At 62.6% G+C, this 24456-nt stretch carries 23 protein-coding genes and 1 other RNA gene; 19 read left to right on the top strand and 5 right to left on the bottom strand.

Annotated features, from left to right (window positions below; all coding sequences use genetic code 11):
• The first annotated feature begins 37 nt into the window (after positions 1 to 37).
• Complete coding sequence (locus tag NKI18_RS01100; RefSeq protein ID WP_352614558.1) at positions 38 to 394, top strand: hypothetical protein; 357 nt, start codon at positions 38 to 40, stop codon at positions 392 to 394.
• A gap of 7 nt (positions 395 to 401) precedes the next feature.
• Here the strand turns inward: NKI18_RS01100 and NKI18_RS01095 are convergent, their stop codons facing one another.
• Together NKI18_RS01095 and NKI18_RS01090 are read right to left on the bottom strand one after the other, a co-directional pair.
• A complete protein-coding gene (locus NKI18_RS01095) occupies positions 402 to 1265 on the bottom strand; it encodes a prephenate dehydratase (RefSeq protein ID WP_023676855.1) in 864 nt (287 codons plus the stop codon).
• Positions 1266 to 1296: 31 nt separating this feature from the next.
• Positions 1297 to 2025: a 3-deoxy-manno-octulosonate cytidylyltransferase gene (locus NKI18_RS01090; protein ID WP_352614560.1), complete on the bottom strand. Its 729-nt coding sequence runs from the start codon at positions 2023 to 2025 to the stop codon at positions 1297 to 1299.
• Positions 2026 to 2217: 192 nt separating this feature from the next.
• Between NKI18_RS01090 and NKI18_RS01085 the strand changes: the two genes are divergently transcribed.
• The 9 genes from NKI18_RS01085 (at position 2218) to NKI18_RS01045 (ending at position 12683) form a co-directional block, all read left to right on the top strand.
• Positions 2218 to 2871, top strand: a complete 654-nt coding sequence (locus NKI18_RS01085) for a c-type cytochrome (RefSeq protein ID WP_352614562.1) — start codon at positions 2218 to 2220, stop codon at positions 2869 to 2871.
• Positions 2872 to 3044: 173 nt separating this feature from the next.
• The gene (locus NKI18_RS01080) at positions 3045 to 4931 is read left to right on the top strand and encodes an extracellular solute-binding protein (protein ID WP_353018646.1); all 1887 of its coding nucleotides are present in this window, start codon (positions 3045 to 3047) and stop codon (positions 4929 to 4931) included.
• Positions 4931 to 6799, top strand: coding sequence for an extracellular solute-binding protein (locus NKI18_RS01075; protein WP_353018644.1), 1869 nt, complete (start codon positions 4931 to 4933; stop codon positions 6797 to 6799). Before NKI18_RS01080 ends, NKI18_RS01075 begins: the two co-directional genes overlap by 1 nt.
• A gap of 30 nt (positions 6800 to 6829) precedes the next feature.
• On the top strand, positions 6830 to 7924 hold the full coding sequence (locus tag NKI18_RS01070) for a microcin C ABC transporter permease YejB (RefSeq protein ID WP_352570300.1): 1095 nt from the start codon (positions 6830 to 6832) through the stop codon (positions 7922 to 7924).
• A complete protein-coding gene (locus tag NKI18_RS01065) occupies positions 7924 to 9063 on the top strand; it encodes an ABC transporter permease (protein WP_352614567.1) in 1140 nt (379 codons plus the stop codon). Before NKI18_RS01070 ends, NKI18_RS01065 begins: the two co-directional genes overlap by 1 nt.
• Before the next feature lie 224 nt (positions 9064 to 9287).
• Positions 9288 to 9521 carry a hypothetical protein gene (locus NKI18_RS01060; protein WP_031211801.1) on the top strand — a complete coding sequence of 78 codons (234 nt, stop codon included), beginning with the start codon at positions 9288 to 9290 and terminating at the stop codon, positions 9519 to 9521.
• On the top strand, positions 9521 to 10021 hold the full coding sequence (locus NKI18_RS01055) for a type II toxin-antitoxin system VapC family toxin (protein WP_352614569.1): 501 nt from the start codon (positions 9521 to 9523) through the stop codon (positions 10019 to 10021). Before NKI18_RS01060 ends, NKI18_RS01055 begins: the two co-directional genes overlap by 1 nt.
• Positions 10018 to 11646 (top strand): ABC transporter ATP-binding protein, encoded by a 1629-nt coding sequence (locus tag NKI18_RS01050; RefSeq protein ID WP_352614571.1) that lies wholly within the window; start codon positions 10018 to 10020, stop codon positions 11644 to 11646. Before NKI18_RS01055 ends, NKI18_RS01050 begins: the two co-directional genes overlap by 4 nt.
• A 95-nt stretch (positions 11647 to 11741) precedes the next feature.
• Positions 11742 to 12683, top strand: coding sequence for a 2-hydroxyacid dehydrogenase (locus NKI18_RS01045; protein WP_352455091.1), 942 nt, complete (start codon positions 11742 to 11744; stop codon positions 12681 to 12683).
• Between the two features lie 25 nt (positions 12684 to 12708).
• On the opposite strand, the gene NKI18_RS01040 is transcribed toward NKI18_RS01045, so the two are convergent.
• From NKI18_RS01040 to NKI18_RS01030, 3 genes are read right to left on the bottom strand one after another with little or no spacing between them, the layout of a single operon-like run.
• On the bottom strand, positions 12709 to 13011 hold the full coding sequence (locus NKI18_RS01040; protein WP_352614573.1) for a Dabb family protein: 303 nt from the start codon (positions 13009 to 13011) through the stop codon (positions 12709 to 12711).
• 25 nt (positions 13012 to 13036) lie between these two features.
• Complete coding sequence (gene nudC, locus NKI18_RS01035; RefSeq protein ID WP_352614575.1) at positions 13037 to 13978, bottom strand: NAD(+) diphosphatase; 942 nt, start codon at positions 13976 to 13978, stop codon at positions 13037 to 13039.
• A gap of 38 nt (positions 13979 to 14016) precedes the next feature.
• Positions 14017 to 14436: an HIT family protein gene (locus NKI18_RS01030; protein ID WP_352448577.1), complete on the bottom strand. Its 420-nt coding sequence runs from the start codon at positions 14434 to 14436 to the stop codon at positions 14017 to 14019.
• 359 nt (positions 14437 to 14795) lie between these two features.
• On the opposite strand from NKI18_RS01030, the gene ffs reads away from it, so the two are divergent.
• From ffs to nikC, 9 genes are all read left to right on the top strand, one after another.
• An RNA gene (ffs, locus tag NKI18_RS01025) (signal recognition particle sRNA small type) lies at positions 14796 to 14892 on the top strand.
• Positions 14893 to 14995: 103 nt separating this feature from the next.
• The gene (locus tag NKI18_RS01020) at positions 14996 to 16834 is read left to right on the top strand and encodes a DNA polymerase III subunit gamma/tau (RefSeq protein WP_352614576.1); all 1839 of its coding nucleotides are present in this window, start codon (positions 14996 to 14998) and stop codon (positions 16832 to 16834) included.
• 32 nt (positions 16835 to 16866) lie between these two features.
• On the top strand, positions 16867 to 17190 hold the full coding sequence (locus NKI18_RS01015) for a YbaB/EbfC family nucleoid-associated protein (protein WP_023676870.1): 324 nt from the start codon (positions 16867 to 16869) through the stop codon (positions 17188 to 17190).
• A 289-nt stretch (positions 17191 to 17479) separates the two neighbouring features.
• Entirely contained in the window at positions 17480 to 18418 is a 939-nt protein-coding gene (locus NKI18_RS01010; RefSeq protein ID WP_352614578.1) for a cell wall hydrolase, read from the top strand.
• A gap of 122 nt (positions 18419 to 18540) precedes the next feature.
• Entirely contained in the window at positions 18541 to 19146 is a 606-nt protein-coding gene (gene recR, locus NKI18_RS01005) for a recombination mediator RecR (RefSeq protein WP_352448580.1), read from the top strand.
• Between the two features lie 178 nt (positions 19147 to 19324).
• On the top strand, positions 19325 to 20590 hold the full coding sequence (locus NKI18_RS01000; RefSeq protein ID WP_352614579.1) for a lytic murein transglycosylase: 1266 nt from the start codon (positions 19325 to 19327) through the stop codon (positions 20588 to 20590).
• A gap of 198 nt (positions 20591 to 20788) precedes the next feature.
• Positions 20789 to 22432, top strand: coding sequence for an ABC transporter substrate-binding protein (locus tag NKI18_RS00995; protein ID WP_352614580.1), 1644 nt, complete (start codon positions 20789 to 20791; stop codon positions 22430 to 22432).
• A 31-nt stretch (positions 22433 to 22463) separates the two neighbouring features.
• Positions 22464 to 23531, top strand: coding sequence for an ABC transporter permease (locus NKI18_RS00990; protein ID WP_352614581.1), 1068 nt, complete (start codon positions 22464 to 22466; stop codon positions 23529 to 23531).
• Entirely contained in the window at positions 23528 to 24448 is a 921-nt protein-coding gene (gene nikC / locus NKI18_RS00985) for a nickel transporter permease (RefSeq protein ID WP_352614582.1), read from the top strand. Before NKI18_RS00990 ends, nikC begins: the two co-directional genes overlap by 4 nt.
• Positions 24449 to 24456 lie beyond the last annotated feature (8 nt).

The raw sequence follows: 24456 nt of genomic DNA, 5'->3' as shown, positions 1-24456 counted from the left end.
TGAGAAGCCGCAGCTGCGAACGACAAGGAGCACGTTCATGCGCTGGAACATGATGGTCTTGGCGTCTTGCCTGGCAATGGCCGGCTGCATCGGCAATTCGATGTCCGAACGGCAGGACGAAAACGTCCAGTCCTCGCTGCTATATGACAAGGTGCCTTGCGATCAATTGCTGGCGCAACGAAACGGCCTGGCGCAGCAATATCACCTGCCGGTGGACGCCAAGCCGTCCTTCTCCAACCCGGCGACGGGCTTTGGCCCGTTCACGCCGGATATGCGCTCGAAAGCCAAGCGCGACGCCGACCAGGCAAGCGGCAAGATCGACGCCATGAACCGGTCGATCAGCCGGCGCGAATGCGGCAAGCCGGCCAAGCAGAACAAGCTCGGCCTGACCTGACCGGATCCTAATCCGCCACCTTCCACTGCTCGCGCGAGGCGCTGGCGGGATAGACGCCGAGAATGCGCATTTCGCGCGAGAAAAAGCGCAACTCGTCGAGTGCCAGCTTCACCAGCGGATCGTCGGGATGGCCCTCTATGTCGGCGTAGAACAGCGTCGCCGTAAACGCGCCGAGCTGGTAGCTTTCAAGCTTGGTCATGTTGATGCCGTTGGTGGCAAAGCCGCCCATCGCCTTGTAGAGCGCCGCCGGCACGTTGCGGACGCGGAAGATGAAGGTCGTCATCATCCTGGCGTCGGCAGAGGGACGTTCGGCCCATTGCTTGTTCTTGGTCAGCACGACGAAGCGGGTGACGTTGCTGTCGGTGTCCTCGACATTCTCCTCGATGATGTCGAGTCCGTAGAGCGTCGAGGCCAGCGCCGGCGCCAGCGCGGCCATGGTGCGGTCCTTCATCGCGGCGACCATCTTGGCGGCGCCCGCGGTGTCGCCGGCAACCGTCGCCTTCCAGCCGTTCTTGCGGATGTATTTGCGGCATTGGCCGAGCGCGTGGATGTGGCTGTGCACGGTCCTGATCTCGTCGCGCCTGACGCCGCGCAGCACCATCAGCTGGAAGTGGATCGGCAGAAAGTATTCGCCGATGATGTGCAGCTTCGATTCCGGCAAGAGGTGATGGATGTCGGCGACGCGGCCGGCAATGGTGTTCTCGATCGGGATCATGGCCAGATCGGCCTTGCCGGTCTCGACCGCGTTGAAGGCGTCCTCGAAGGTCGGGCACGGCAACGGCTCCATTGACGGGAACATGTTGCGGCAGGCGGTGTCGGAATTGGCACCCGGCTCGCCCTGGAAGGATATTTTGTTGGTCTTTTCAGGCATGCGCAGTGTCTCGGGATTGGGAAAGAATTTGTTAGTTGGAAAGGAGCGCCCTGGCGCGTTCGAGATCGTCCGGCGTATCGACGCCAAGCGGCACCGACTGGACGATCTCCGCATCGATGCGCATGCCGGCCTCAAGCGCCCGCAACTGCTCCAGCCGCTCGCGGCGCTCCAGCGGCGACGGCCTCAGCGCAACGAAGCGCTCGAGTGCGGCGCGCCGATAGGCATAGAGGCCGATATGATGGTAGAGCGGGCCTTCGCCCCAAGGGGCGGTGGCGCGGGTGAAATAGAGCGCCCTGAGTCGCGTCGCCGAGAGTGGCGAGCCGACCAGCTTGACGACGTTCGGATTGGTCTTTTCCTCGTCGCGTACGATCTCGACGCAGAGCGTGGCGATGTCGACCGCTGCGTTCTCGAAAGGCTTCAGCGCGGCGCCGATAACAAGGGGGTCGATGGTCGGCAGATCGCCCTGCACATTGACGATGGTCTCGACGCTGTTGCCAGGGTCGAGAATGGCCAGCGCTTCGAAGATGCGGTCGGAGCCGGTTTCGTGGTCCGCCCGCGTCATCACCGCCTCGAAACCATGCGCGCGCACCGCCTCCGCAACGCCTTGCGTATCGGTGGCGACGACGATCCGGCCGAGCCCGGCCTCGGCAGCACGGCGAGCGACGTGGACGATCATCGGAGTGCCGGCAATGTCGGCCAGCGGCTTGCCCGGCAGGCGGGTCGAGGCCATGCGGGCCGGGATCAGGATGAGCGTGGACATGAGGCGGGCAAAGGGCTCGAAAAAGAGGAGGACAAAGTGGCAAAAGGTCTCACTGGCAGCGCCCTTATAGGTGTTGCAACGCCGGAGCAAAAGACCTAGTTTCCGCGCGATTTGGCCGGTTCCACCGGGTGGATCACGATACCGACGGACGGAGTGGACGGATCGGTCCGCCGGAAAGGGAGCCTGGGGCGTATGGATTCCAACGAAGTCAACAAGCTGCTCGCCGGTCTCCTCGGAACCGTGTTCATCGTCTTTTCCGTTGGCATCGTGTCCGACGCGCTGTTTGCCTCGCCGGCGCCGGAAAAGCCCGGCTTCGCCATCGAGGCGACCGAGCCCGCCGAAGGTGGCCCGGCCGCTCCCGCCGCGGCCGTGAAGCCGATTGCCGAGCTGCTGACCGCTGCCAACGCCGAAGCGGGCGCCGCCATCTTCAAGAAATGCCAGGCTTGCCACTCCGGCGAAAAGGGTGGCCCCAACAAGGTCGGCCCCGATCTCTGGGACATCATCGACCGTCCGGTCGCCGAGCATGAGGGCTTTGCCTATTCTGCCGGCATGAAGGAGTTCTCCAAGGGCGGCAGCGAGAAGTGGACCTACGACAATCTCAACCACTTCATCACCTCGCCGAAGAAGTTCGTGAAGGGCACCGCGATGGGCTTCGCCGGCCTGCCGAAGGATGAGGACCGCGCCAACGTCATCGCCTATCTGCGCACGCTGTCGGACAATCCGAAGCCGCTGCCGGCGCCCGGCGCCTCGGCCGAAAATGAGCCCGCCAAGCCGGCCGAAGGTGCGGCCCCTGCCAAGCCGGCAGAAGGCGCGGCGCCAGCCGCTCCGGCCGCACCCGCAAAATAACAAAACTGTAATGACATTATCCTTGAAAAAGCCGGGTTCAGCCCGGCTTTTTCGTTAGGAAAAATGCATAAGCGACGACAAAGCCGCTCGGTTGCGGTTTTCAGCGCCGCCAAATGATCTAGATTGGGCCCAGACGCTATGGTGACGGCGCTATATCGCGAAGAGGAGAACGCATGACGGTTGGCCGAGCGCGGACGCTTCTGAAATCGGTGCTGATGCTGGCTGCTTTTGCCGGCGGCCTGCAGGCGGCCTTCGCGGACGAATGGCGTACGACCTCCTCGCTGATCGGCGAATCCAAATACGGCGACAACTTCCAGCACTACGACTACGTCAATCCGGATGCACCCAAGGGCGGCACGCTGAATTCGGTGGTGCTCGGCACGTTCGACAGCTTCAATCCCTATATTGTGCAGGGTTCGTTCGCCGCCGGCTTCGCCCAATTCGGCGGCGGCCTGCTCTACGACACGCTGATGGAGCAGGCGACCGACGAGGGCAGCACCAGCCATACGCTGATCGCCGACGCCTACAAATATCCGGCCGACTATTCCTCGGCGACCTACCGGCTCGATCCGCGGGCCAAATGGCATGACGGCCAGCCGATCACCACCGAGGACGTGATCTGGTCGTTCCAGGTGCTGAAGGCCAACAGCCCGATGTACAGCCGCTATTTCGAGAACGTCACCGACGCGGTCGCGATCTCCGATCGCGAGGTCGAGTTCCATTTCAGCCAGAAGGGCAACCGCGAACTGCCGAAGATCCTCGGCGATCTCGTCGTGCTACCCAAGCATTGGTGGGAAGGCACCGATGCCAAAGGCAAGAAGCGCGACATCACAAGGCCGACGCAGGAGCCGCCGCTCGGCTCCGCAGCTTACAAGATCGCCAGCTTCAAGCCGGGCTCGGAAATCGTCTGGCAGCGCGTGCCGGATTACTGGGCGGCCAAACTGCCGGTGAAGATCGGCCGCGAGAATTTCGACAGGCAGCGTTTTACCTATTTTCTCGACGACAATGCCTCCTGGCAGGCCTTCACCAAGGGCGGATTCCAGGATCTTCGCCCTGAGTCACGTGCCCAGCGATGGGCAGTCGAGTATAATTTCCCGGCCATCAAGGCGGGGGACGTCATAAAAGCGGAATATCCTACGACGTCGCCGGAACCCATGCAGGCCTATGTCATGAATACGCGCCGGCCGCTTTTTCAGGACGTGCGCGTGCGCGAGGCTCTGACCCACGCCTACGATTTCGAGAGCATGAACCGCACCATCTTCTTCGGCGCCTATACGCGCACGGACAGTTACTTCGAAGGTGGTGATTTGGCCTCAAGCGGCCTGCCGCAGGGGAAGGAATTGGAAATCCTGCAACAATATCGCGACAAGCTGCCGCCCGAACTATTCACCCAGGAGTTCAAGCTGCCCGTCTACAACACGCCGCAGTCGGGGCGTGAAAATCTTCGGAAAGCCTATGAGCTTTTGAAGCAAGCGGGGTGGATCAACCGAGGCGACAAGCTGGTCAATGAAAAGACCGGCGAACCGTTCAGGATCGAGTTTCTGGGCAACGATCCCGTGGACGAACGCGTTGCCGCGCCTTTGATCGATAATCTCAAACGCCTCGGCATCGACGCGACGCTGCGTATTGTTGACGACAGCCAGTACACAAACCGGACCCGCGCCTTCGATTTCGATATGCTGGCGCTTGCAGGCTTCCAGCAATCCAACTCGCCGGGCAACGAACAGCGGGATTTTTTCAGCACCACTGCAGCCGATACCTCCGGATCGCGCAATTTGGCGGGGATCAAGAACCCGGTCGTCGATGCGCTTATCGACCGAGTGATCTTCGCCACCGATCGGGATGATCTTATGGCGGCCACCCATGCGCTGGATCGGGTGTTGCTCTGGAATTATTACATGATCCCACAATGGCACCTGGGAAAAATTCGTGTCGCCTACTGGAACAAGTTCGGCATTCCGGCAAAGCAGCCAAGCTACCTAGGCATCGACCAGAATTCCTGGTGGATCGAACCGGACAAGGAAAAAGCGCTGGCGGCCAAGTACAAGAGTGGCAATTGATGGCGGCGCTGCCTCGTCGCGACTTCCTCGCCCTGGGCGGTGCCGCCGCCGCCGCGGCGCTGCTGCCCGGCCGCGCTTTCGCCGGCATCCCGACCGGCGTGAAACTGCACGGGCTGTCGGCGTTCGGCGATCTCAAATATCCTCCGGATTTCACGCATTTCGACTATGTCAATCCAGACGCTCCCAAGGGCGGCCGGATGAATTTCGGCCCGCCGAACTCCACCCTCAATCAGAGCTTTCTGACTTTCAACACGTTGAACTCGCTGGTGTTGAAGGGGGATTCGCCGCCGCGCACCGAGCTCTGTTTCGATTCGCTGATGGCAAGGGCGCTCGATGAGCCGGATGCGGTCTACGGCGTGCTTGCCGAATCCGTTACCTTGTCGCAGGACCGCAACGGCTTCCGCTTCAGCCTGCGGCCACAAGCGCGCTTCCATGACGGCTCGCCGCTGACGGCTGAGGACGTTGCCTTCGCCTTGAACCTCTACAAAGACCGGGGACACCCGAACCTTTCCCAAGCGCTGCGGCATATGACGGATGCGGTCGCAATCGATCCGCTTACTGTCAGCCTTACCTTCAACGGCAAACAGTCGGCGCAGAATATCCTCGCGATCGCCGTAATGCCGATCGTGTCCAAAGCCTTCTATACGGCCAATGATTTCGACGCCTCGACGATGACCCCGCCGCTCAGCTCCGGGCCGTACAAGATGGGACGGGTCGTGGCCGGGCAGACTATCGAATATGAACGTGTCGCCGATTATTGGGGGCGCGATCTCGCCGTGAACCGCGGGCTTAATAATTTCGACCGTATCCGTATCGATTTCTATCTTGATCGCCAGGCAGCGTTTGAAGCGTTCAAGAAAGGCGATACGCATTTTCGCGAGGAATTCACCGCGCGGGTATGGGCGACCGGTTACGACTTTCCGGCCCTGAAGGACGGCAGGGTCGTCAAACGGGAATTTCCCGGCGAGAAATCGCCCGACATGCAGGCTGTCGCGCTGAACCAGCGCCGGCCGCAATTCCGCGATGTGCGCGTGAGACAGGCGATCGCCTATTGCTTCGATTTCGAATGGACCAAGCGGGTACTGTTTTTCGGCTCCTACGAGCGCTCGCAATCGAACTTCGAACGATCGGACTACAAGGCCGAGGGCCTGCCCTCGGCCCAGGAATTGAAACTGCTGGAGCCGTTTCGAGCCGAGTTGCCGCCGGAAACCTTCGGCGAACCGGTGGTGCAACCCATCTCGGACGGTTCCGGTCACGACCGTAAGCTGCTGCGCGAAGCTTCGAGACTGCTTGCCGAAGCCGGCTGGAAGCGAGCGGGCAATTTCGTCGTCAATGAGAAGGGCGAGCGACTGCGGGTGGAAATGCTGGCCGAGGACGAAGGTCTCGTTCGCATTTTCGCGCCGTGGTCCGAGAATATGAAGGCGATTGGCATCGACGCTTCGATCCGGCAGGTCGATTCGACGCAATTTGAAGCGCGGCAAAGCAACTACGATTTCGATTTCAACATGCTACATTGGTTGATCGGGGCGACGCCTACTGCCGACGGCCTGGAAATCCTCTACAATTCCCAGATGGCGAAAACGCCGGGGATGCGCAACTATCCGGGTACGGAAAGCAAAGCCATCGACGCGCTGATCGAGGCAGCCGGCAAGGCGCAGAGCCGGATCGAACTCGTCACAGCGCTCAACGCGCTCGATCGGGTCTTGCGCGCGCGGCTAGACTGGATTCCAACGTATCATCTGGCGAATCACCGGGCAGCCTTCTGGGATATGTTCGGCTTTCCCGCTCAAAAGCCGGATTACGACTTTCCGGTCGAGACGCTGTGGTGGTTCGACAAAGACAAGGCGGCAAAAATTGGCAAAGCCTGAGATTTTCGCACAAGCGAGGCAGAGAGCCTGATGGGCGCCTATATACTGCGCCGTATCCTGCTGATGATCCCGACCCTGTTCGGCATCATGGCGGTGTCCTTCGCCGTCATCCAGTTCGCGCCGGGCGGGCCGGTCGAGCAGGTCATCGCCAGGCTGACCAACCAGGGCGGCAGCGATCGCCTCGGCGGCGGCGGCGGTGATGCGGGCGGCGCCAATTTCGACGTCGCCGGCGACGTCGGCTCGAAATACCGCGGCGCGCAAGGGCTCGATCCGGAATTCATCAAGAAGCTTGAGAAGCAGTTCGGTTTCGACAAGCCGCCGCTCGAGCGCTTCGGCATGATGCTGTGGAACTATCTCCGCTTCGATTTCGGCGACAGCTATTTCCGCGACATATCGGTGCTCGACCTGATCCTGGAAAAGATGCCGGTGTCGATCTCGATCGGGCTGTGGATCACGCTTTTATCCTACCTGATCTCGATCCCGCTCGGCATCCGCAAGGCGGTCAAGGACGGCTCCACTTTCGACGTCTGGACCAGCGGCGTCGTCATCGTCGGCTACGCCATTCCGGGCTTCCTGTTCGGCATCTTGCTGATGGTGCTGTTTGCCGGCGGCTCGTTCTGGGACTGGTTTCCGCTGCGCGGCATCACCTCCGACAATTGGGACCAGCTGTCGTGGCCGGCGCGGATCGTCGACTATTTCTGGCATATGACCTTGCCGCTGACCGCGCTGGTATTGTCGGCCTTCGCCACGACGACGCTTTTGACCAAGAATTCCTTCCTCGAGGAAATCCGCAAGCAATATGTGGTCACCGCCCGCGCCAAGGGCCTGTCGGAGCGGCAGGTGCTCTATGGCCACGTCTTCCGCAACGCCATGCTGATCGTCATCGCCGGTTTTCCCGGTGCTTTCATCTCGGCCTTCTTCACCGGCTCGCTGCTGATCGAGAACATATTTTCGCTCGACGGCCTCGGCCTGCTCGGCTTCAACTCGGTGGTGCAGCGCGACTATCCGGTGGTGTTCGCCAATCTCTTCATCTTCTCGCTGCTTGGCCTGTTCGTCGGGCTTTTGTCCGACCTGATCTACACCTGGGTCGACCCGCGCATCGATTTCGAGCGGAGAGACGTCTGATGGCGCGGACCACGGCCGAAACGGCGCCGGCTCGGATCGCGCGGCCCTTTCTGTCGCCGCTCAACCAGCGGCGCCTGCAGAACTTCAAGTCCAACCGGCGCGGCTACTGGTCGTTGTGGATATTCCTGTTCCTGTTCGTGCTGTCGCTGGTTTCGGAACTGGTCGCCAACGACAGGCCGATCATCGCCTCCTACAAGGGCGAGATCCTGTTTCCGGTCCTGGTCGCTTATCCCGAGGAGAAGTTCGGCGGCTTCTATGCGGTCACCGACTACCGCGATCCGGTGATCCAGGACGAGATCAACGCCAATGGCTGGATGATCTGGCCGCCGGTGCGCTACTCCTACCAGACCGTCAACAACGCCATTCCCGAAGCAGCACCGACCAAGCCGTCCTGGCTCTACGACAAGAAGACACGCTGCAACCAGTATCCGAAAGGCGAGGCAGACCCCAATTGCAACGTCGGCAACTGGAACTGGCTGGGCACCGACGACCAGGCCCGCGACGTGCTGGCGCGCGTTATCTACGGCTTCAGGGTCTCGGTGCTGTTTGGCCTGATCCTGACTGCCGGCTCAGCGCTGATCGGCGTGGCGGCCGGCGCTCTGCAGGGCTATTTCGGCGGCTGGACCGACCTTCTGTTCCAGCGCTTCATCGAGATCTGGTCGGCGATCCCGGTGCTGTATCTGCTCCTGATCGTCGCCGCCATCCTGCCGCCCGGCTTCTTCATCCTGCTCGGGCTGATGCTGCTGTTCTCCTGGGTGGCACTGGTCGGCGTGGTGCGGGCCGAGTTCCTGCGCGCCCGCAATTTCGAATATGTCAACGCGGCGCGCGCGCTCGGCGTCTCCAACATCACCATCATGTTCCGGCATCTGCTGCCCAATGCCATGGTGGCGACGCTGACCTTCCTGCCCTTCCTGCTCAGCGGCTCGATCTCGACGCTGACCTCGCTCGACTATCTCGGCTTTGGTCTGCCGCCCGGCGCCGCCTCGCTGGGTGAGTTGCTGAAGCAGGCACAGCGCAATCTCAACGCGCCCTGGCTCGGCATTTCCGGCTTCGTCGTCATCTCGCTGATGCTGTCGCTGCTGGTCTTCGTCGGCGAGGCCACCCGCGACGCCTTCGATCCGCGCAAGACGTTCAGATGAGGGCGATGCAGGCTGGCATTCGGCATGTTATATTCCGGAAATGGCAATCCGGACAAAAGCGGACGCACCCTCAAGCAACCGGCGGCTTTGATCGGTGAAACACCAGTGGCAGCCATCGCTCGATCGCTGGAGAGCAACTTGGCCGATATGAGCGAACCCGAAGCCATGACGGTGTGTTGGCGTCCGTGCAGTCCGTCAATCCGCACGTTGGGGAAGGAAGGGTTATGAATAGGATCATCCTTGAACACTACCCGGCATCGAAGCTTCCGGATGAACTGCGAAAAGGCATAGCTCCGAGCGCCTCGGTCAAAGTGACAGTGGAGGAGGAGGCCAACAGGCCCCTTGGCCGCGAACAATTGCTTGAACTCATGCGGGATGCTCAGGCCAACGCGCCGGGAACAAGCCTCGACGAGGCTGTCGCGCGTGTTCGTGCCCTCCGCGATGAGTGGGAGGATTGATGGCTGCAGTCCGGCTTTACGTCGACACCAACATTTTCATCTATGCCTTTGAAAACAATGATGCGCTTGCAAAAAAACTGCTTCAGCTCATTTCACTGAACGAGGGCAGAAAGCAGCCTTTCCTGGCGACGAGTGAGATCGTGCTCGCGGAGTTGATGGTCGATCCCTTGAGAAAGAACAATGAGCGACTGATCGAGCTCTACGACAATATTTCAATCGGCAATGCCTTCATCTCAATTGGGACGATAACTCGCGACGTTCTCTGGCACGCAGCACAGTTACGTTCGGAATTCCTTTCCTTGAGATTACCAGACGCGATCCATCTTTCCACAGCGATGCACTTCGGCTGCACACAATTTCTGACCGCGGATACGAGATTGAAAGAGACCTATTCCATCGCGCCAAATCGTCTCGTCCCACCTCAAATGGCAGCCAAAATTTCGATCATACGACCGGAAATTTCCGCCTTGGACAGGGTTGTCGCGGAAGTTGAGCTATGACCGCCCCTCTCCTTTCGGTCCAGGATCTCAGCGTCGCTTTCACGCAAGGCGGCGACCAGTCGATCGCCGTCGATCATATTTCCTTCGACCTCGCCAAGGGCGAGACGGTGGCGCTGGTCGGCGAATCCGGCTCCGGCAAGTCGGTCACCGCGCTGTCGGTGCTGAAGCTGCTGCCCTATCCGACCGCCAGCCACCCGTCGGGAAAGATACTGTTCCTCGGCGCCGACCTGCTTGCCACCGACGAGAGAGACTTGCGCCGCGTGCGCGGCAACAAGATCACCATGATCTTCCAGGAGCCGATGACCTCGCTCAACCCGCTGCACACGATAGAGCAGCAGATCGTCGAGGTATTGAAGCTGCATCAGGGCCTGGGGGATCGCAAAGCCAAGGCGCGCACGCTGGAACTTCTGCACGAGGTCGGCATCCGCGAACCGGAAAAACGGCTCGACGCCTATCCGCACCAGCTTTCCGGCGGCCAGCGCCAGCGCGTCATGATCGCCATGGCGCTGGCCAACGAGCCTGAACTTTTGATCGCCGACGAGCCGACGACGGCGCTCGACGTCACCGTCCAGGCGCAGATCCTCGAGCTGCTCGCCGGCCTGAAAAGCCGCAAGAACATGTCGATGCTGTTCATCACCCACGATCTCGGCATCGTCAGGAAGATCGCCGACCGGGTCTGCGTGATGACCAAGGGCAAGATCGTCGAGACAGGGCCGACCAAGGAGATATTCGCCAATCCGCAGCACGCCTATACACGGCATCTGCTTGCCGCCGAGCCGAAAGGCAAGCCGCCGGCGGCCAACCAGGCCGCCAAGCCGGTGATGGTCGGCAAGGACGTCAAGGTCTGGTTTCCGATCAAGAAGGGCTTCTTCCGGCGCACCGTCGACAATGTGAAGGCGGTCGACGGCATCGACGTCGCCGTGCGGGCCGGCCAGACGCTTGGCGTCGTCGGCGAATCCGGCTCAGGCAAGACGACGCTCGGCCTGGCGCTGGCCAGGATGATCTCGTCGACCGGGATCATCCAGTTCAACGGACGCGGCATCGATCAGCTGTCCTTCAACGAAATGCGGCCGTTGCGGCGCGAGTTGCAGATCGTCTTCCAGGATCCGTTCGGTTCGCTCAGTCCGCGCATGTCGGTCGCCGAGATCATCGAGGAAGGGTTGAAGATCCATGAGCCGAAGCTGTCTCCTGATGCGCGCGACAGCAGAGTCGTCGACGTGCTCGGGGAAGTCGGCCTCGATCCGGCGACGCGCAACCGCTATCCGCACGAATTCTCCGGCGGCCAGCGCCAGCGCGTCGCCATCGCGCGCGCCATGGTGCTCAACCCGCGTTTCGTCATGCTGGACGAGCCGACCTCGGCGCTCGACATGAGCGTGCAGGCGCAGGTCGTCGACCTCTTGCGCAGCCTGCAGGCCAAGCACGACCTCGCCTACCTCTTCATCAGCCACGATCTGAGGGTCATCCGCGCGCTCGCCAACGAAGTCATCGTCATGCGCAACGGCAGGATCGTCGAGGCCGGTCCTTCCGAACAGATTTTCGGCAGCCCGCGGACCGACTATACAAAGGCGTTGATCTCGGCCGCCTTCAAGATCGAAACGGCGCCGGTCGGCATCGTCAGCGAGTAGATTTTCGCCAGAGATCATGCACAAAATCAAAACGCTGCCGCGCCTTGCGCGTCGGGACGCGAACGCTGTTGGTAAAAAGGGAAAAACAATCCGCAATGGAAAAAGGCCGCATCCTGCTTGCCCTCACCGGTATTCATCCGCTGCGCTGGCGCGAACTGCTGTCGGCAGAGCGCGAGGTGGTGCTCGAGCCGAATGGCGCCGGCGATCCCTCGATTACCTATGCTGTGGTGTGGAAACAGCGGCCGAACCTGTTGTCGTCGCTGCCCAATCTGCGCGCCATCTTCTCGATCGGCGCCGGCGTCGACCACATCTTCGCCGATCCAACCTTGCCCGACGTACCGGTCGTCAAGGTGGTGGCCGACAACCTGACCCAGTACATGACCGAATACGTCGTCTGGCGGGTGCTCGACCACCATCGCCAAGGCATGCTCTACCGCGCCCAGCAGCAGAAGAAGATCTGGCATGAACCGCAGCAGCGGCCGGCCAGCGACATCTCGGTCGGCATTATGGGGCTCGGCACGCTTGGCCGCGCGGCGGCATCGGTGCTGTTGTCGCTCGGCTTTCCCGTCAATGGCTGGTCGCGCAGCGACCGGCCGATGCAAGGTGTCTCGACTTACGCGGGCGAGGCCGGCCTGATCCCGTTCCTAAACGCCACCGACATCCTGGTGGTGCTGCTGCCGCTGACGCCACAGACGCACGGTATCATCAACCACGGCGTGCTGAAGGAGCTGCGGAAGCGCAACGGCCTCGGCGGCTCGGTGCTGATCAATGCCGGGCGCGGCAGGCTGCAGAAGGACGCCGACATTTTGCGCGCGCTGGACGACGGCACGCTGAAGGAAGCCAGCCTCGACGTTTTCGAGGTCGAGCCGCTGCCGAAGACCAGCCCGCTATGGAGCCACCCCAAAGTGTTCGTGACGCCGCACGCGGCGGCAACCTCCGATCCGGTCCACCTGGCGCCGATCATGCTGCGTCAGATGGATGCTTTCGAGCGCGGCGAAGCGCTGGAAAATGTGGTGGATCGCGACGCCGGGTATTAATTTGTTGGAGCGCCGCTTTCCAGTCTCAGCCCCAGCCGAGCGGCACGTAGTCGATCTCCATAAACGCCTCGACTTCCGGGATCCAGCGGTCGCGGACGAAGGCGACGTGGTCGGGATGGTCGTTGTAGCCGGAATAGGCCCGCTGATCGGCGAACTCCATCGAGAAGCCGAAGCGGTAGTCGTTCTTGGGACTGACCTGCCGCAACTGCTCGAACTGCGTGACGCCCTTTATCGCCGTGAGGATCCTCTTGGCGTCGGCGAGGAACCGTTTTTCCTCGAGCGAATGCGGCGGGTGCTTTAGCGTGAACACGACGGTGTGACGGATCATTTTTTGCTCCTGCGATGTCTTCGTGTCACGCGCTGTCGGCCCAGGCGCGGATCAGGTTATAGGCGATCGCCCCCTTCGGCGGTGTCACCAGGCCGCCCGGATGCTCGCGGGCCAGCATCGACAGCACCTCGTCGCGAAAGAACCAGCGGCAATCTTCCAGCTCGTTGAGGTCGGGGTGGATATCGTCGTTGAGCGGTTCGCCGAAGCAGCCGATCATCAGCGAATAGGGAAACGGCCAGGGCTGGCTGGCGTGGTAGACGACGCGGCCGAGCCTGATGCCGGCTTCCTCCAGCGTTTCGCGGCGCACCGCCGCCTCGATCGTCTCGCCCGGCTCGATGAAACCGGCGAGCGCCGAATACATGCCGGGCCCGAAATGCCGGCCGCGGCCGAGCAGGCATTTTTCGCGTGTCGCCGTCAGCATGATCGCCACCGGGTCGGTGCGCGGAAAGTGCTCCGTACCGCAGGCCGGGCAATGCCGCTTGTAACCGCCCGCCCGCATCTCGGCTTCGGTGCCGCATTTGCTGCAGAAGCGGTGGCTGGCATGCCAGGCGAGCAGCGCCGCCCCTTGCGCCAGCGCGCCGGCGGCCGCTTCGTCGATCAGCCCCTGCATATAGACCGAGCGATAGTCGATCGCCTTGATCGTCTCGGGAAGCTGCTCGGGCTCGACCCCGGCCGGCACCGCCAGCACCGGGCCGCTTTCGGAAAAACCGAGCAGGACGCCGTTTTCGAGCGATGCTTCGAGCGGCCGGCATTCGGCCACGCCGAACCAGGGGTCGAATGCGCCTTGCGCTAGCTTCAAATAGAGCCGGCCGCCACGCATCAGCAAAAGCCGCGCCGAGGGATCGGCGAGTGCGTTTTCGACGGAATCGTCGGCGCGGTTTTCGGACTGCCGGTCGATAATGTTGCCGGCGAAGCCGACGAACTGGCTCGGCTCGCGCAAGGGCGCGTCAAACAGGCGAAAGCTCATGCAGACTCGGGAAGGTTCAAGGTGGACACGGGAGAGGCTTATAGCGCTGCCTTGATCTTTTCCGCAAACTTGCGAAGGTCGGAGCGCTGATAGGGCTCGCGCAGGCCGTGCCCCCACACCGGGCCGGGCCAGCCGGGATCGCCTTCCGAGCGCGCAACGACGTGTACATGCAGCTGGCGCACGATGTTGCCGAGTGCGCCGGTGTTGATCTTGGTGCAGCCGGTCACCCGCTTCAGCGCCAGCGCCACCATGTTGGTCTCGAAGGTCAGCATCGCCTGGTCCAGCGGCGTCATGTCGTGGATTTCCTCGATGCCCGGCCGCTGCGGCACCAGCAGCAGCCATGGCCACCGGCGGTCGTTCATGACGCGCAATTCGCACAGGCCGAGCCACATCAGCTGTTCGCTGTCGGCTTCCAGCTGGGCGTCAAGCGTGAATCCGGCCTTGAGGCCCGGCAGCATTGGCGTTTCCCACACTTTTTGACGTTTTTTGAACTCCATCGACGCTAGAGCGGCTTCCGAAGGGCCGCAAGGGGCAGCAAGCAACATTGGCCGTCGCGGCGCTGATTGTGCGCGAAGAAGTGAGGGCCCGGGCAAATTGCATCAGGTTGGCGCTGCCCCGCCGAGGTCAACGATTTTGATCGCGGCCACATTTTGTTCTTGCTTTGTGCCGGCAGCTATGCTACTAATCTCGCTATGGTGATTATTCGCACCAACGACCCGCCCGCCGAGGCGGGTTTTTGGTTTCAGCTTTCGCCGTCGCTCAAGGTCCCTATCATCCGCACTTGCATTTCATCGCCGGATTGCCGATATGGAGGCTGGGAGGTTGGTGGTGGACGGTCCACTCGCCAACCGGGTCAGGTCCGGAAGGAAGCAGCCCTAACGAGCCCGGAACGGGTCATTGTTCCAGCCTCCCGCCTCTTCGCCTTTTGCCCCGACATTGACGGCGCCAAGCCGTGCGGGCGAAACTATGCGCAGGAATCGGCCGCCTCCAGCGGCAGCCTTGGAGCTTAACGGGCGAATGAGCGAAGCCGGAAACGAGGCCGGGAAATTGGACAAGCCTGCCGCCTACCGCGTGCTGGCGCGCAAATACCGACCGTCGAATTTCTCCGAACTGATCGGCCAGGAACCGATGGTCCGCACGTTGACCAATGCCTTTGCCACCGGCCGCATCGCCCAGGCCTGGATGCTGACCGGCGTGCGTGGCGTCGGCAAGACGACGACCGCGCGCATACTCGCGCGGGCCCTGAACTACAAAACATCGACCGTCGACCAGCCGTCCGTCGACCTTGCCGTGCTCGGCGAGCATTGCCAGGCGATCATGGAAGGCCGCCATGTCGACGTCATCGAGATGGACGCCGCCTCGCATACCGGCATCGACGACATCAGGGACATCATCGAGCGTGTGCGCTACGCCCCGGTATCGGCGCGCTACAAGGTCTACATCATCGACGAAGTGCACATGCTTTCCAACCAGGCCTTCAACGGCCTGCTCAAGACGCTGGAAGAGCCGCCGCCGCACGTCAAGTTCATCTTCGCCACCACCGAAATCCGCAAGGTGCCGATCACCGTCCTGTCGCGCTGCCAGCGTTTCGACCTCAGGCGCATCGATGCGGCAATGATCAAGGCCGACCTTGCCAGGATAGCCGGTCTGGAGGGCATCGAAGTCGAAGACGATGCGCTGGCGATGATCGCGCGCGCGGCCGAAGGCTCGATGCGCGATGCGCAGTCGATCCTCGACCAGGCGATCGCCCATGGCGGCGGCGCGGTCAGCGCCGAAGCGGTGCGCGCCATGCTCGGCCTTGCCGACCGTGCCCGCATCGTCGACCTGTTCGAACATGTCATGAAGGGCGACGTCGCCGCCGCACTTGCCGAATTCCGTGCCCAGTACGATACCGGCGCCGATCCTGCCGCGGTGCTGACCGACCTTGCCGAGTTCAACCATCTGGTCACTCGTCTGCGTTTCGTGCCGGCTGCCATCGACGACGCCTCGCTGTCCGAGGACGAGCGCCGGCGCGGCGCCGATTTCGCCAGCACGCTGTCGGTTAAGGTGCTGTCGCGGACGTGGCAGATGCTCTTGAAAGGCATTCCCGAGGTGCAGACTTCCAACCGCCCGGTCAGCGCCGCCGAGATGGTGCTGATCCGGCTGGCCCATGCCGCCGACCTGCCGACGCTGGACGAGGCGCTGAAATCGCTGGAGAACGGCGTTTCGCTGCCAGGCGCCGCGCCGCGCGTGAATGGCGCGCCGGCAAGCCCCGGCCCCGCAAACCATGCGCCTGCAAGCGGTGGTGCCGGTGCCGTGGCGCAGGCGCGAATGCCGACCGCCAATGGCGGCGCCCAGACAATGCGCCTGGTCGAGACGATGCGCCTGGTCGAGGCCGAGCCCGTGCCGACCAACTCCGTTGCTCCGCCGGAGCCGGCGGTCGAGGCGCCGCCGGTGCCGGTGAAATCGCTGGCCGACATTGTCGCCCTTGCCGACGCCCAGCGCGACATGGCCTTCAAGGTGCTGGTGAAGCGTTGCGTGCGCCTGGTGCGCATCGAACCCGGCCGTATCGACGTCAGCCTGACCGACGATGCGCCGAAGATGTTGCTCAATGATTTGACCGCCAAGCTGCGCGCCTGGACCGGCCGCAACTGGCTGGTGTCGCTGTCGAAGGACGAGGGCGGCCAGACCTTGGCCGAGATGGAATCGACAAAGCGCGAAAACGCCTTCCTCGATGCCAAGAGCGACCCGACGGTCGCCGCCATCCTGGCGCGCTTTCCCGGCGCCAAGATCATCGACGTGCGCATTCCCGACGCGCCGGAAGCCGACGAGGCCGAAGTGCCGGTCGAGCCGCCGGCCGACGACGACGAAACCTGAAACAACCAGCACCAACTGCAAAGGACCGTGCGATGAAAGACCTTCTCGGCATGATGGGCAAGGCAAAGGAAATGCAGGCCAAGTTCCAGGCCATGCAGGATGAGATCGCCACGCTGGAAGCCACCGGGCAGGCCGGCGGCGGCCTGGTCAGCGTCACGCTGACCGGCAAATTCGAGATGAAGTCGCTGAAGATCGACCCGTCGCTGTTCAAGGAAGACGAGGTCGAGATTCTCGAGGACCTGCTTCTCGCTGCCCACAACGACGCCAGGACCAAGGTCGAGCAGATTATGCAGGAGAAGACCAGGGCGCTGACCGCGGGCCTACCGATCCCGCCAGGAATGAAACTGCCGTTCTAAGGCTAGTGCATGTCGCGCAAAAGTGTGCAGCGGTTTTGCGATAACGACATGCATCAAAACAAGAACCTAAAGCGCGTCGCATGAGGCCGGTCGAACGCGACGCGCTAGTCAATCGGTATGCCGTTACAGTGGCCGAAGAGTGCAGCGGCCCAGTGCTCGCTCTACCGCCAGCTGTGTCTAGTAGGCAACTCCCCACACTTAATAACGCTTTAGCCATCTTTTTGCCTGAAAGTGTCTCATTCTTGCCGCAACCAGGGGCGGGCTGGCAGCAGAATTGAGGGGACACCTGTTGATCTCTACCCGATGGAAGACGCCGTTGCGGCTCGGCGTCGTTATCTCGCCGCTGTTTTTGGCCGCTTGCAGTCAGACCGCCTCGCACGGCATGTCCAGCCTGACCGATGCTATTACGCCGAGTTTCCTGAGCTCGCACTCCTACAATTCCACGCCGAAGGAAAAGGAGTGCCTGGAGCGGGCAATGTTCTTCGAGTCCAACCGGTCGAGCCGTGACGGCATGATTGCGGTCGGCACGGTGGTGATGAACCGGCTGCGGTCCGGCAATCACGGCAACACCATCTGCCAGGTCGTCGGCGAGCGCGGACAGTTCGCGCCGGGCGTCATGACACGGCCGATGAATTCGAAGGCGATGCCCGACGTCGAGGAAGCCGCCGAGGCGGTGCTCAAGGGCGAGCGCAAAGCCAAGCTGAAGAACACCATGTTCTTCCACACCGCCGGCCTGCGCTTCCCCTACAAGAACATGCACTACACCATGGTCGCCGGCGGCAATGCCTTCTATGAAAAGCGCGGCCGCAACTGGCAGCCGCTGCCGGACGAACCGGTGGTCGCCATGGCCCAGGCCAAGCCGCAAGCGCCTGCCGCTCAGGCCATACTTGTCGCCTCCGCGGAGCCGGCTCGCGAGGTCAAGCCGACATTCGCCAGGGCAACCTATGTGACCGCCGCTGCATCGCTGCCGGCAAAGCAGACAAGGGTGACCGCCGGAATGGCGACCCCGGAGAAGGCGACGGCGGAGAAGCCGATGCTTGTGGCGCTGCAGGAACCAATGCAGGAGCCGGATGCGGCCCGTTTTGGCGGAACCGTGAGCGAGCGGCCCGTCACCTCCTTCCAGGCCGCGCCGGCAGAGCCGACAATGTCGTTCGAGGCGACGCCCGAGAACACCGACGCCATCGGCGCGATGATCGCCGGCCAGACCCGGCCGCTGGAAGAAAACTGAGGGCGGCAGCACTGGCGGCGACGTCGGCCTTCCCTTCTCCCACAACAAGGGGAGAAGGGAAGAGCGGAGCCCCTGGCCGCTCAACTGTTCCAAAGCGTGCGGAAAAATCCTAAACCGGTGCGATGTCGAAGCGAATCGCCGGTCCCGAGATCGAACGCCTGATCCAGCTGCTGGCCAAGGTGCCGGGGCTCGGTCCGCGTTCGGCACGCCGCGCCGCGCTCCACCTCATCAAGAAGAAGGAGCAGCTGCTGGCGCCGCTCGCCGCCGCCATGGGCGAGGCGGTCGACAAGGTGCGCATCTGCTCGACCTGCGGCAATGTCGATACCTCAGATCCATGCATGATCTGCACCGACCCCCGCCGCGACCCCACTACGCTCATCGTCGTCGAGGACGTGGCCGACCTTTGGGCGCTGGAGCGGGCGACAGCCATGAACGTGCGCTACCATGTGCTCGGCGGTACGCTGTCGCCGCTCGACGGCATTGGTCCTGATGAGCTAAACATCCGTTCGCTGGTCGATCGCGTCGCCGGCGGCGAAGTCAAGGAAGTGATCCTCGCCGTCAACGCCACGGTCGAGGGCCAGACCACCGCGCACTACCTCACCGACCAGCTTTCCGGCTTCGACATCAAGGTGACGCGCCTGGCGCACGGTGTTCCGGTCGGCGGCGAACTCGATTATCTCGACGAAGGCACGCTGGCCGCCGCACTGCGCTCGCGGACGGTGTTTTGAGGCGAGCGGCGGGAAGGGTGCTTCTGTGATGATTGCATTCTGTCGCGCCCCCCTCTGTCCTGCCGGACATCTCCCCCTCCAGGGGGGAGATCGGCAGCCTCTACATCCCCGCCAAGCTTGCGACGTTGAAGATTGGCGAAAACAGACGCGACAGCCAATCTCCCCCCTGGAGGGGGAGATGTCCGGCAGGACAGAGGGGGGCGCGACAGGACGCCGACTTCGCAGGCTGGCCCTCGCGTTTTTTCTCGCCCTCATCCTCGCCACCCCGGTCTCCGCCGCAAAGATCGACGACCAGTTCCGCGCCTGGCTTGGCAACGACCTCTGGCCCGAAGCCAAGGCCAAAGGCATCTCCAAGGAAACCTTCGATGCCGCCTTCGGGGGCGTCAAGCCGAACCTGAAGCTGCCCGACCTGGTGAAGCCGGGCGAGAAGGCGACGACGCCGCAGAAGCAGCATCAGGCCGAGTTCGGTTCGCCGGGCGCCTATTTCGCTGAAAAGATAGTCCGAGCGGTGACCACCGGCGGCCGCACCCGCGAGGCGACCAACGCTAGGACTCTTGCCGCGATCGAGAAACGCTACGGCGTGCTTGGCGAAGTGCTGCTGGCGATCTGGGGCCGCGAGAGCGGCTTCGGCGCGGCGAAGATGCCTTATGACGCCTTCGAGGTGCTGGGCACCAAGGCCTTCATGTCGACCAAGAAGGAATTCTTCCGCACCGAGCTCTTGGCTGCGCTCGAGATCGTCGAGCGCGGGCTTGCCCCGGTCGGCGCGATGAAATCGTCATGGGCAGGCGCGCTTGGCCAGCCGCAGTTCATGCCGACATCGTTCCTCAAGCATGCCGTCGATTTCGACGGCGACGGCCGCACCGACATCTGGAATTCGACGCCCGATATACTGGCATCGATCGCCAATTATCTCGTCCATTATGGCTGGGTCAGGGGCCGCGGCTGGGGCTTCGAGGTGACTGTGCCGGACAGCGTCTCGTGCTCGCTCGAAGGTCCGGACCAGGGCAAGAAGATTTCCCAATGGGCTGATATGGGCATCAGGCGTGTGTCGGGTAAACCGTTCCCGGCGAGCGAACTGAAAGCCGAGGGCTTTCTTTTGATGCCGGCCGGGCGTAGCGGCCCGGCCTTCATCGTCACCCCCAATTTCTATGTGCTGAAGCAGTATAACACCAGCGATCTCTATGCCCTGTTCATCGGCCATGGCGCCGATCGCATCGCCCATGGCGACAGCAATTTCTCGGGCAATTGGGGCGCGGTCGGCGGGCTCTACCGCTCCGACATCGCCGCCCTGCAGCGGGCGCTGGAAGCTAAGGGCTACGATGTCGGCAGCGCCGACGGCCTGCCTGGCTTCAAGACGCGCCGCTCGATCGGCAAATGGCAGGCCAGCAACGGCCGTTCCGCTACCTGCTTTCCCGACGCCGACCTGGTTACCGCGCTGAAATAGCCGGATTTTCGCACCGCCGGTCTGGCCCAATCGACCGTTCTGCAAATGCTCGTTGCCGCGCTCGAAACCGCCGGATATGGTGCGGCGGAACTGAACAAAAATTGCCAAGACAACGGTCCGGGGATCACCGTTCGACGCGGCAAGAAGATGCCACAAGCCTGGGCCGGGAACTCGGGTCAACAACAGGGAACAGTCAAAATGATGATGGAAAAGTTTGCTCTACGCTCCCGCTTCTTGCTGGCGGGCGCAGCCATGTCCGCGCTGCTTCTGGCCGGTGCGCCTGCCTTCGCGGTCACGCCCGCTGACACGCTGGTCGAGGGTTTCGCCATCGACGACATCATCACCATGGATCCGGGCGAGGCGTTCGAATTGTCGACCGCCGAGGTGACCGGCAACACTTATGACCTTCTTGTACGCCTCGACCTCAGCGATACGTCCAAGGTCAAGGGCGAGCTCGCCGAAAGCTGGAGCGTCTCCGACGACGGCCTGACCTACACATTCAAGCTCAAGCCCGGCCTCAAATTCGCATCCGGCAATCCGATCACAGCGGCGGACGTCGCCTATTCGTTCGAGCGCGCCATCAAGCTCGACAAGAGCCCGGCCTTTATTATCGGCCAGTTCGGTATCGATGGCGGCAACGTCACCGAGAAGGCCAAGGCCGTTGATGACACGACGTTCCAGTTCACCGTCGACAAGGCCTATGCGCCGAGCTTCGTGCTGAACTGCCTGTCGGCGACGGTCGCCTCGGTCGTCGACGCCAAGCTGGTCAAGGAGCATGTCGCGGCGGTCACGCCGAGCGCCGACTACAAATGGGACAATGATTTCGGCAATGCCTGGCTGAAGACCGGCTATGCCGGCTCCGGTGCCTTCAAGCTGCGCGAATGGCGGGCCAACGAGGCCGTCGTGCTGGAGCGCAACGACAATTACTACGGCGACAAGGCCAAGCTTGCCCGCGTCATCTATCGCAACATGAAGGAAAGTTCGGGCCAGCGCCTGGCGCTGGAAGCCGGCGACATCGACGTTGCCCGCAATCTTGAGCCGAACGACCTTGATGCCATTGCCAAGAATGCCGACCTCGCCACCACCAGCGCGCCGAAGGGCACGGTCTATTACATCAGCCTCAACCAGAAGAACCCGAACCTCGCCAAGCCCGAGGTTCGCCAGGCTTTCAAATATCTGGTCGACTACGACGCCTTGAGCTCGACCATCCTCAAGGGCATCGGCGAGATCCATCAGACCTTCCTGCCGAAAGGCGTGCTTGGCGAGCTGGACGAGAATCCGTTCAAGCTCGACGTCGCCAAGGCCAAGGAACTGCTCGCCAAGGCCGGCCTCGCCGACGGCTTCAGCGTCACCATGGACGTGCGTACCGGGCAGCCGACGACGGGCATGGCGGAATCGATCCAGCAGACGCTGGGACAGGCCGGCATCAAGCTGGAGATCATCCCCGGCGACGGCAAGCAGACGCTGACCAAATACCGCGCCCGCAACCACGACATCTATATCGGCCAGTGGGGCCAGGATTATTTCGATCCGAACTCCAACGCCCAGACCTTCGCCAGCAACCCCGACAATTCGGATGAAGGCAAGACCAAGACGCTGGCCTGGCGCAACGCCTGGGACATTCCGGACCTGACCAAGCAGACCGAAGCCGCCTTGCTCGAGAAGGACGCGGCCAAGCGCGCCGCAATGTACCAGGATCTCGAGAAGAAGATCCTCGATACCAGCCCCTTCGTCATCATCCACCAGCAGCTGGAAGTGGCCGGCCTGCGCAAGAACCTCAAGGGTTTTGCGCTCGGCCCGAGCTTCGACACCAACTTCGTCGGCCCCGTCTCGAAAGAGTGATGCCGGGGAGTGACGCCGGCGGACGCGCCGTATGAGTGTGGCTGAAAGCGAGGTGACGGCAGGGCGCGGCGGCGCCCGCGCCGTTGCCGTGGCCTCATCTATCGCCCGGTTCCTGGTCATCGCGATAACGACCTATCTCGGTCTGCTCGCGGTGACCTTCTTCATCGGCCGCGTGATCCCGATCGACCCGGTGCTGGCGGTGCTCGGCGACCGGGCGCCGGCCAACGTCGTCGAACGAACGCGCCGCGAGATGGGCCTCGACCTGCCGCTGGTCGAGCAGTTCTACATCTATGTCAAACATGCCCTGAACGGTGATTTCGGCACCTCGGTGCTGACCACCAATCCAGTGATGACCGATATCCGCCGCGCCTTTCCGGCGACGCTCGAACTGGCGACGTTGGGAACATTGATCGGTTCGGTGATCGGCGTGCCGCTTGGCGTGCTGGCCGCCGTGCGGCGCGGCAGCGTCATCGACCAGATCGTGCGCATCATCGGCCTTGTCGGCTATTCCGTGCCGATCTTCTGGCTGGGGCTGCTGGCGCTGGTGCTGTTCTACGCCAAGCTGCAATGGGTCGCCTTTCCCGGCCGGCTCGACGTCGTCTACGAATACACCTTCACGCCGATCACCGGCTTCTACCTTCTGGATGCGCTGTGGCAGCGGCAGTGGGATGTGTTTCGCGATGCCTTCCGCCACATCATCCTGCCGGCCTCGCTGCTTGGCTATTTCTCGCTCGCCTACATCAGCCGCATGACGCGCTCGTTCATGCTAAACGAACTCACCCAGGAATACATCGTCGCAGCGCGCGCCAAGGGCCTGTCGGAAACGCGCATCATTTGGGGTCACGCGCTGCGCAACGCCGCGGTGCCGATGGTCACCGTGATTGCGCTTTCCTATGCCGGCCTGCTCGAAGGCTCGGTGCTGACCGAGACCGTGTTCTCCTGGCCGGGCATTGGCCTCTACATCACCAATTCCCTGCAGAACGCCGACATGAACGCGGTGCTCGGCGGCACCATCGTCATCGGCTCGGTCTTCATCGGCATCAATCTTCTGTCAGACCTGCTCTACCGGGTGCTCGATCCCAGGACCAAAGTGAAATGAGCGCAGAAGCGATACAAAGCCGTCGCGACTGGCTGCTCAGCGAGCGGCCGGCGTCGCGCGTGCAGGCGAGACTCGGCCGCGCCTATGTGGCGTGGCGGCGCTTTTCCGCCAACCGGCTGGCGTTCCTCGGTCTGCTGATCATCATAGCTTTGCTGGTGGTCGCGGCCCTTGCCGATATGCTGGCGCCCTATTCGCCGACAATCGGCGACCTCAAGGGTTCGCGGCTGCTGGCGCCGAGTGCGGCGCACTGGTTCGGCACCGACGATCTCGGCCGCGATATCTATTCGCGCATCATCTTCGGCTCGCGCTGGACACTCTACGTCGTCATTCTGGTTGCCATTATCGCCGCGCCCATCGGCTTGCTGGTCGGCACCGTCGCCGGCTATGCCGGCGGCTGGATCGATGCGATCCTGATGCGCATCACCGACATCTTTCTCGCCTTTCCGAAGCTGATCCTGGCGCTGGCCTTTGTCGCGGCGCTCGGCCCCGGCATCGAAAATGCCGTGCTTGCCATCGCCATCACCTCGTGGCCGCCCTATGCCCGCATTGCCCGCGCCGAAACGCTGACGGTGCGCAATTCGGATTACATCAAGGCGGTGCAGCTGATGGGCGCTTCGCCGTTCCGCATCGTGCTTCGCCACATCATGCCGCTCTGCATCTCCTCGCTGATCATCAGGGTGACGCTCGACATGGCCGGCATCATCCTGACCGCGGCCGGCCTCGGCTTCCTCGGCCTCGGCGCGCAGCCGCCGCTGCCCGAATGGGGCGCGATGATCGCGTCGGGCCGCCGCTTCGTGCTCGACCAGTGGTGGGTGGCGGGTGCTCCGGGCTTTGCCATCCTCATCGTCAGCCTCGGCTTCAACCTGCTCGGCGACGGACTGCGCGACGCGCTCGATCCCCGAAGTGGCGACCAATGAGTGGCGAC

Source organism: Mesorhizobium sp. M0800, assembly GCF_040320095.1.
Classification (GTDB): domain Bacteria; phylum Pseudomonadota; class Alphaproteobacteria; order Rhizobiales; family Rhizobiaceae; genus Mesorhizobium.
Note: the sequence above shows the minus strand (reverse complement) of the source record. Positions and strands in the feature narration are given on the sequence as shown.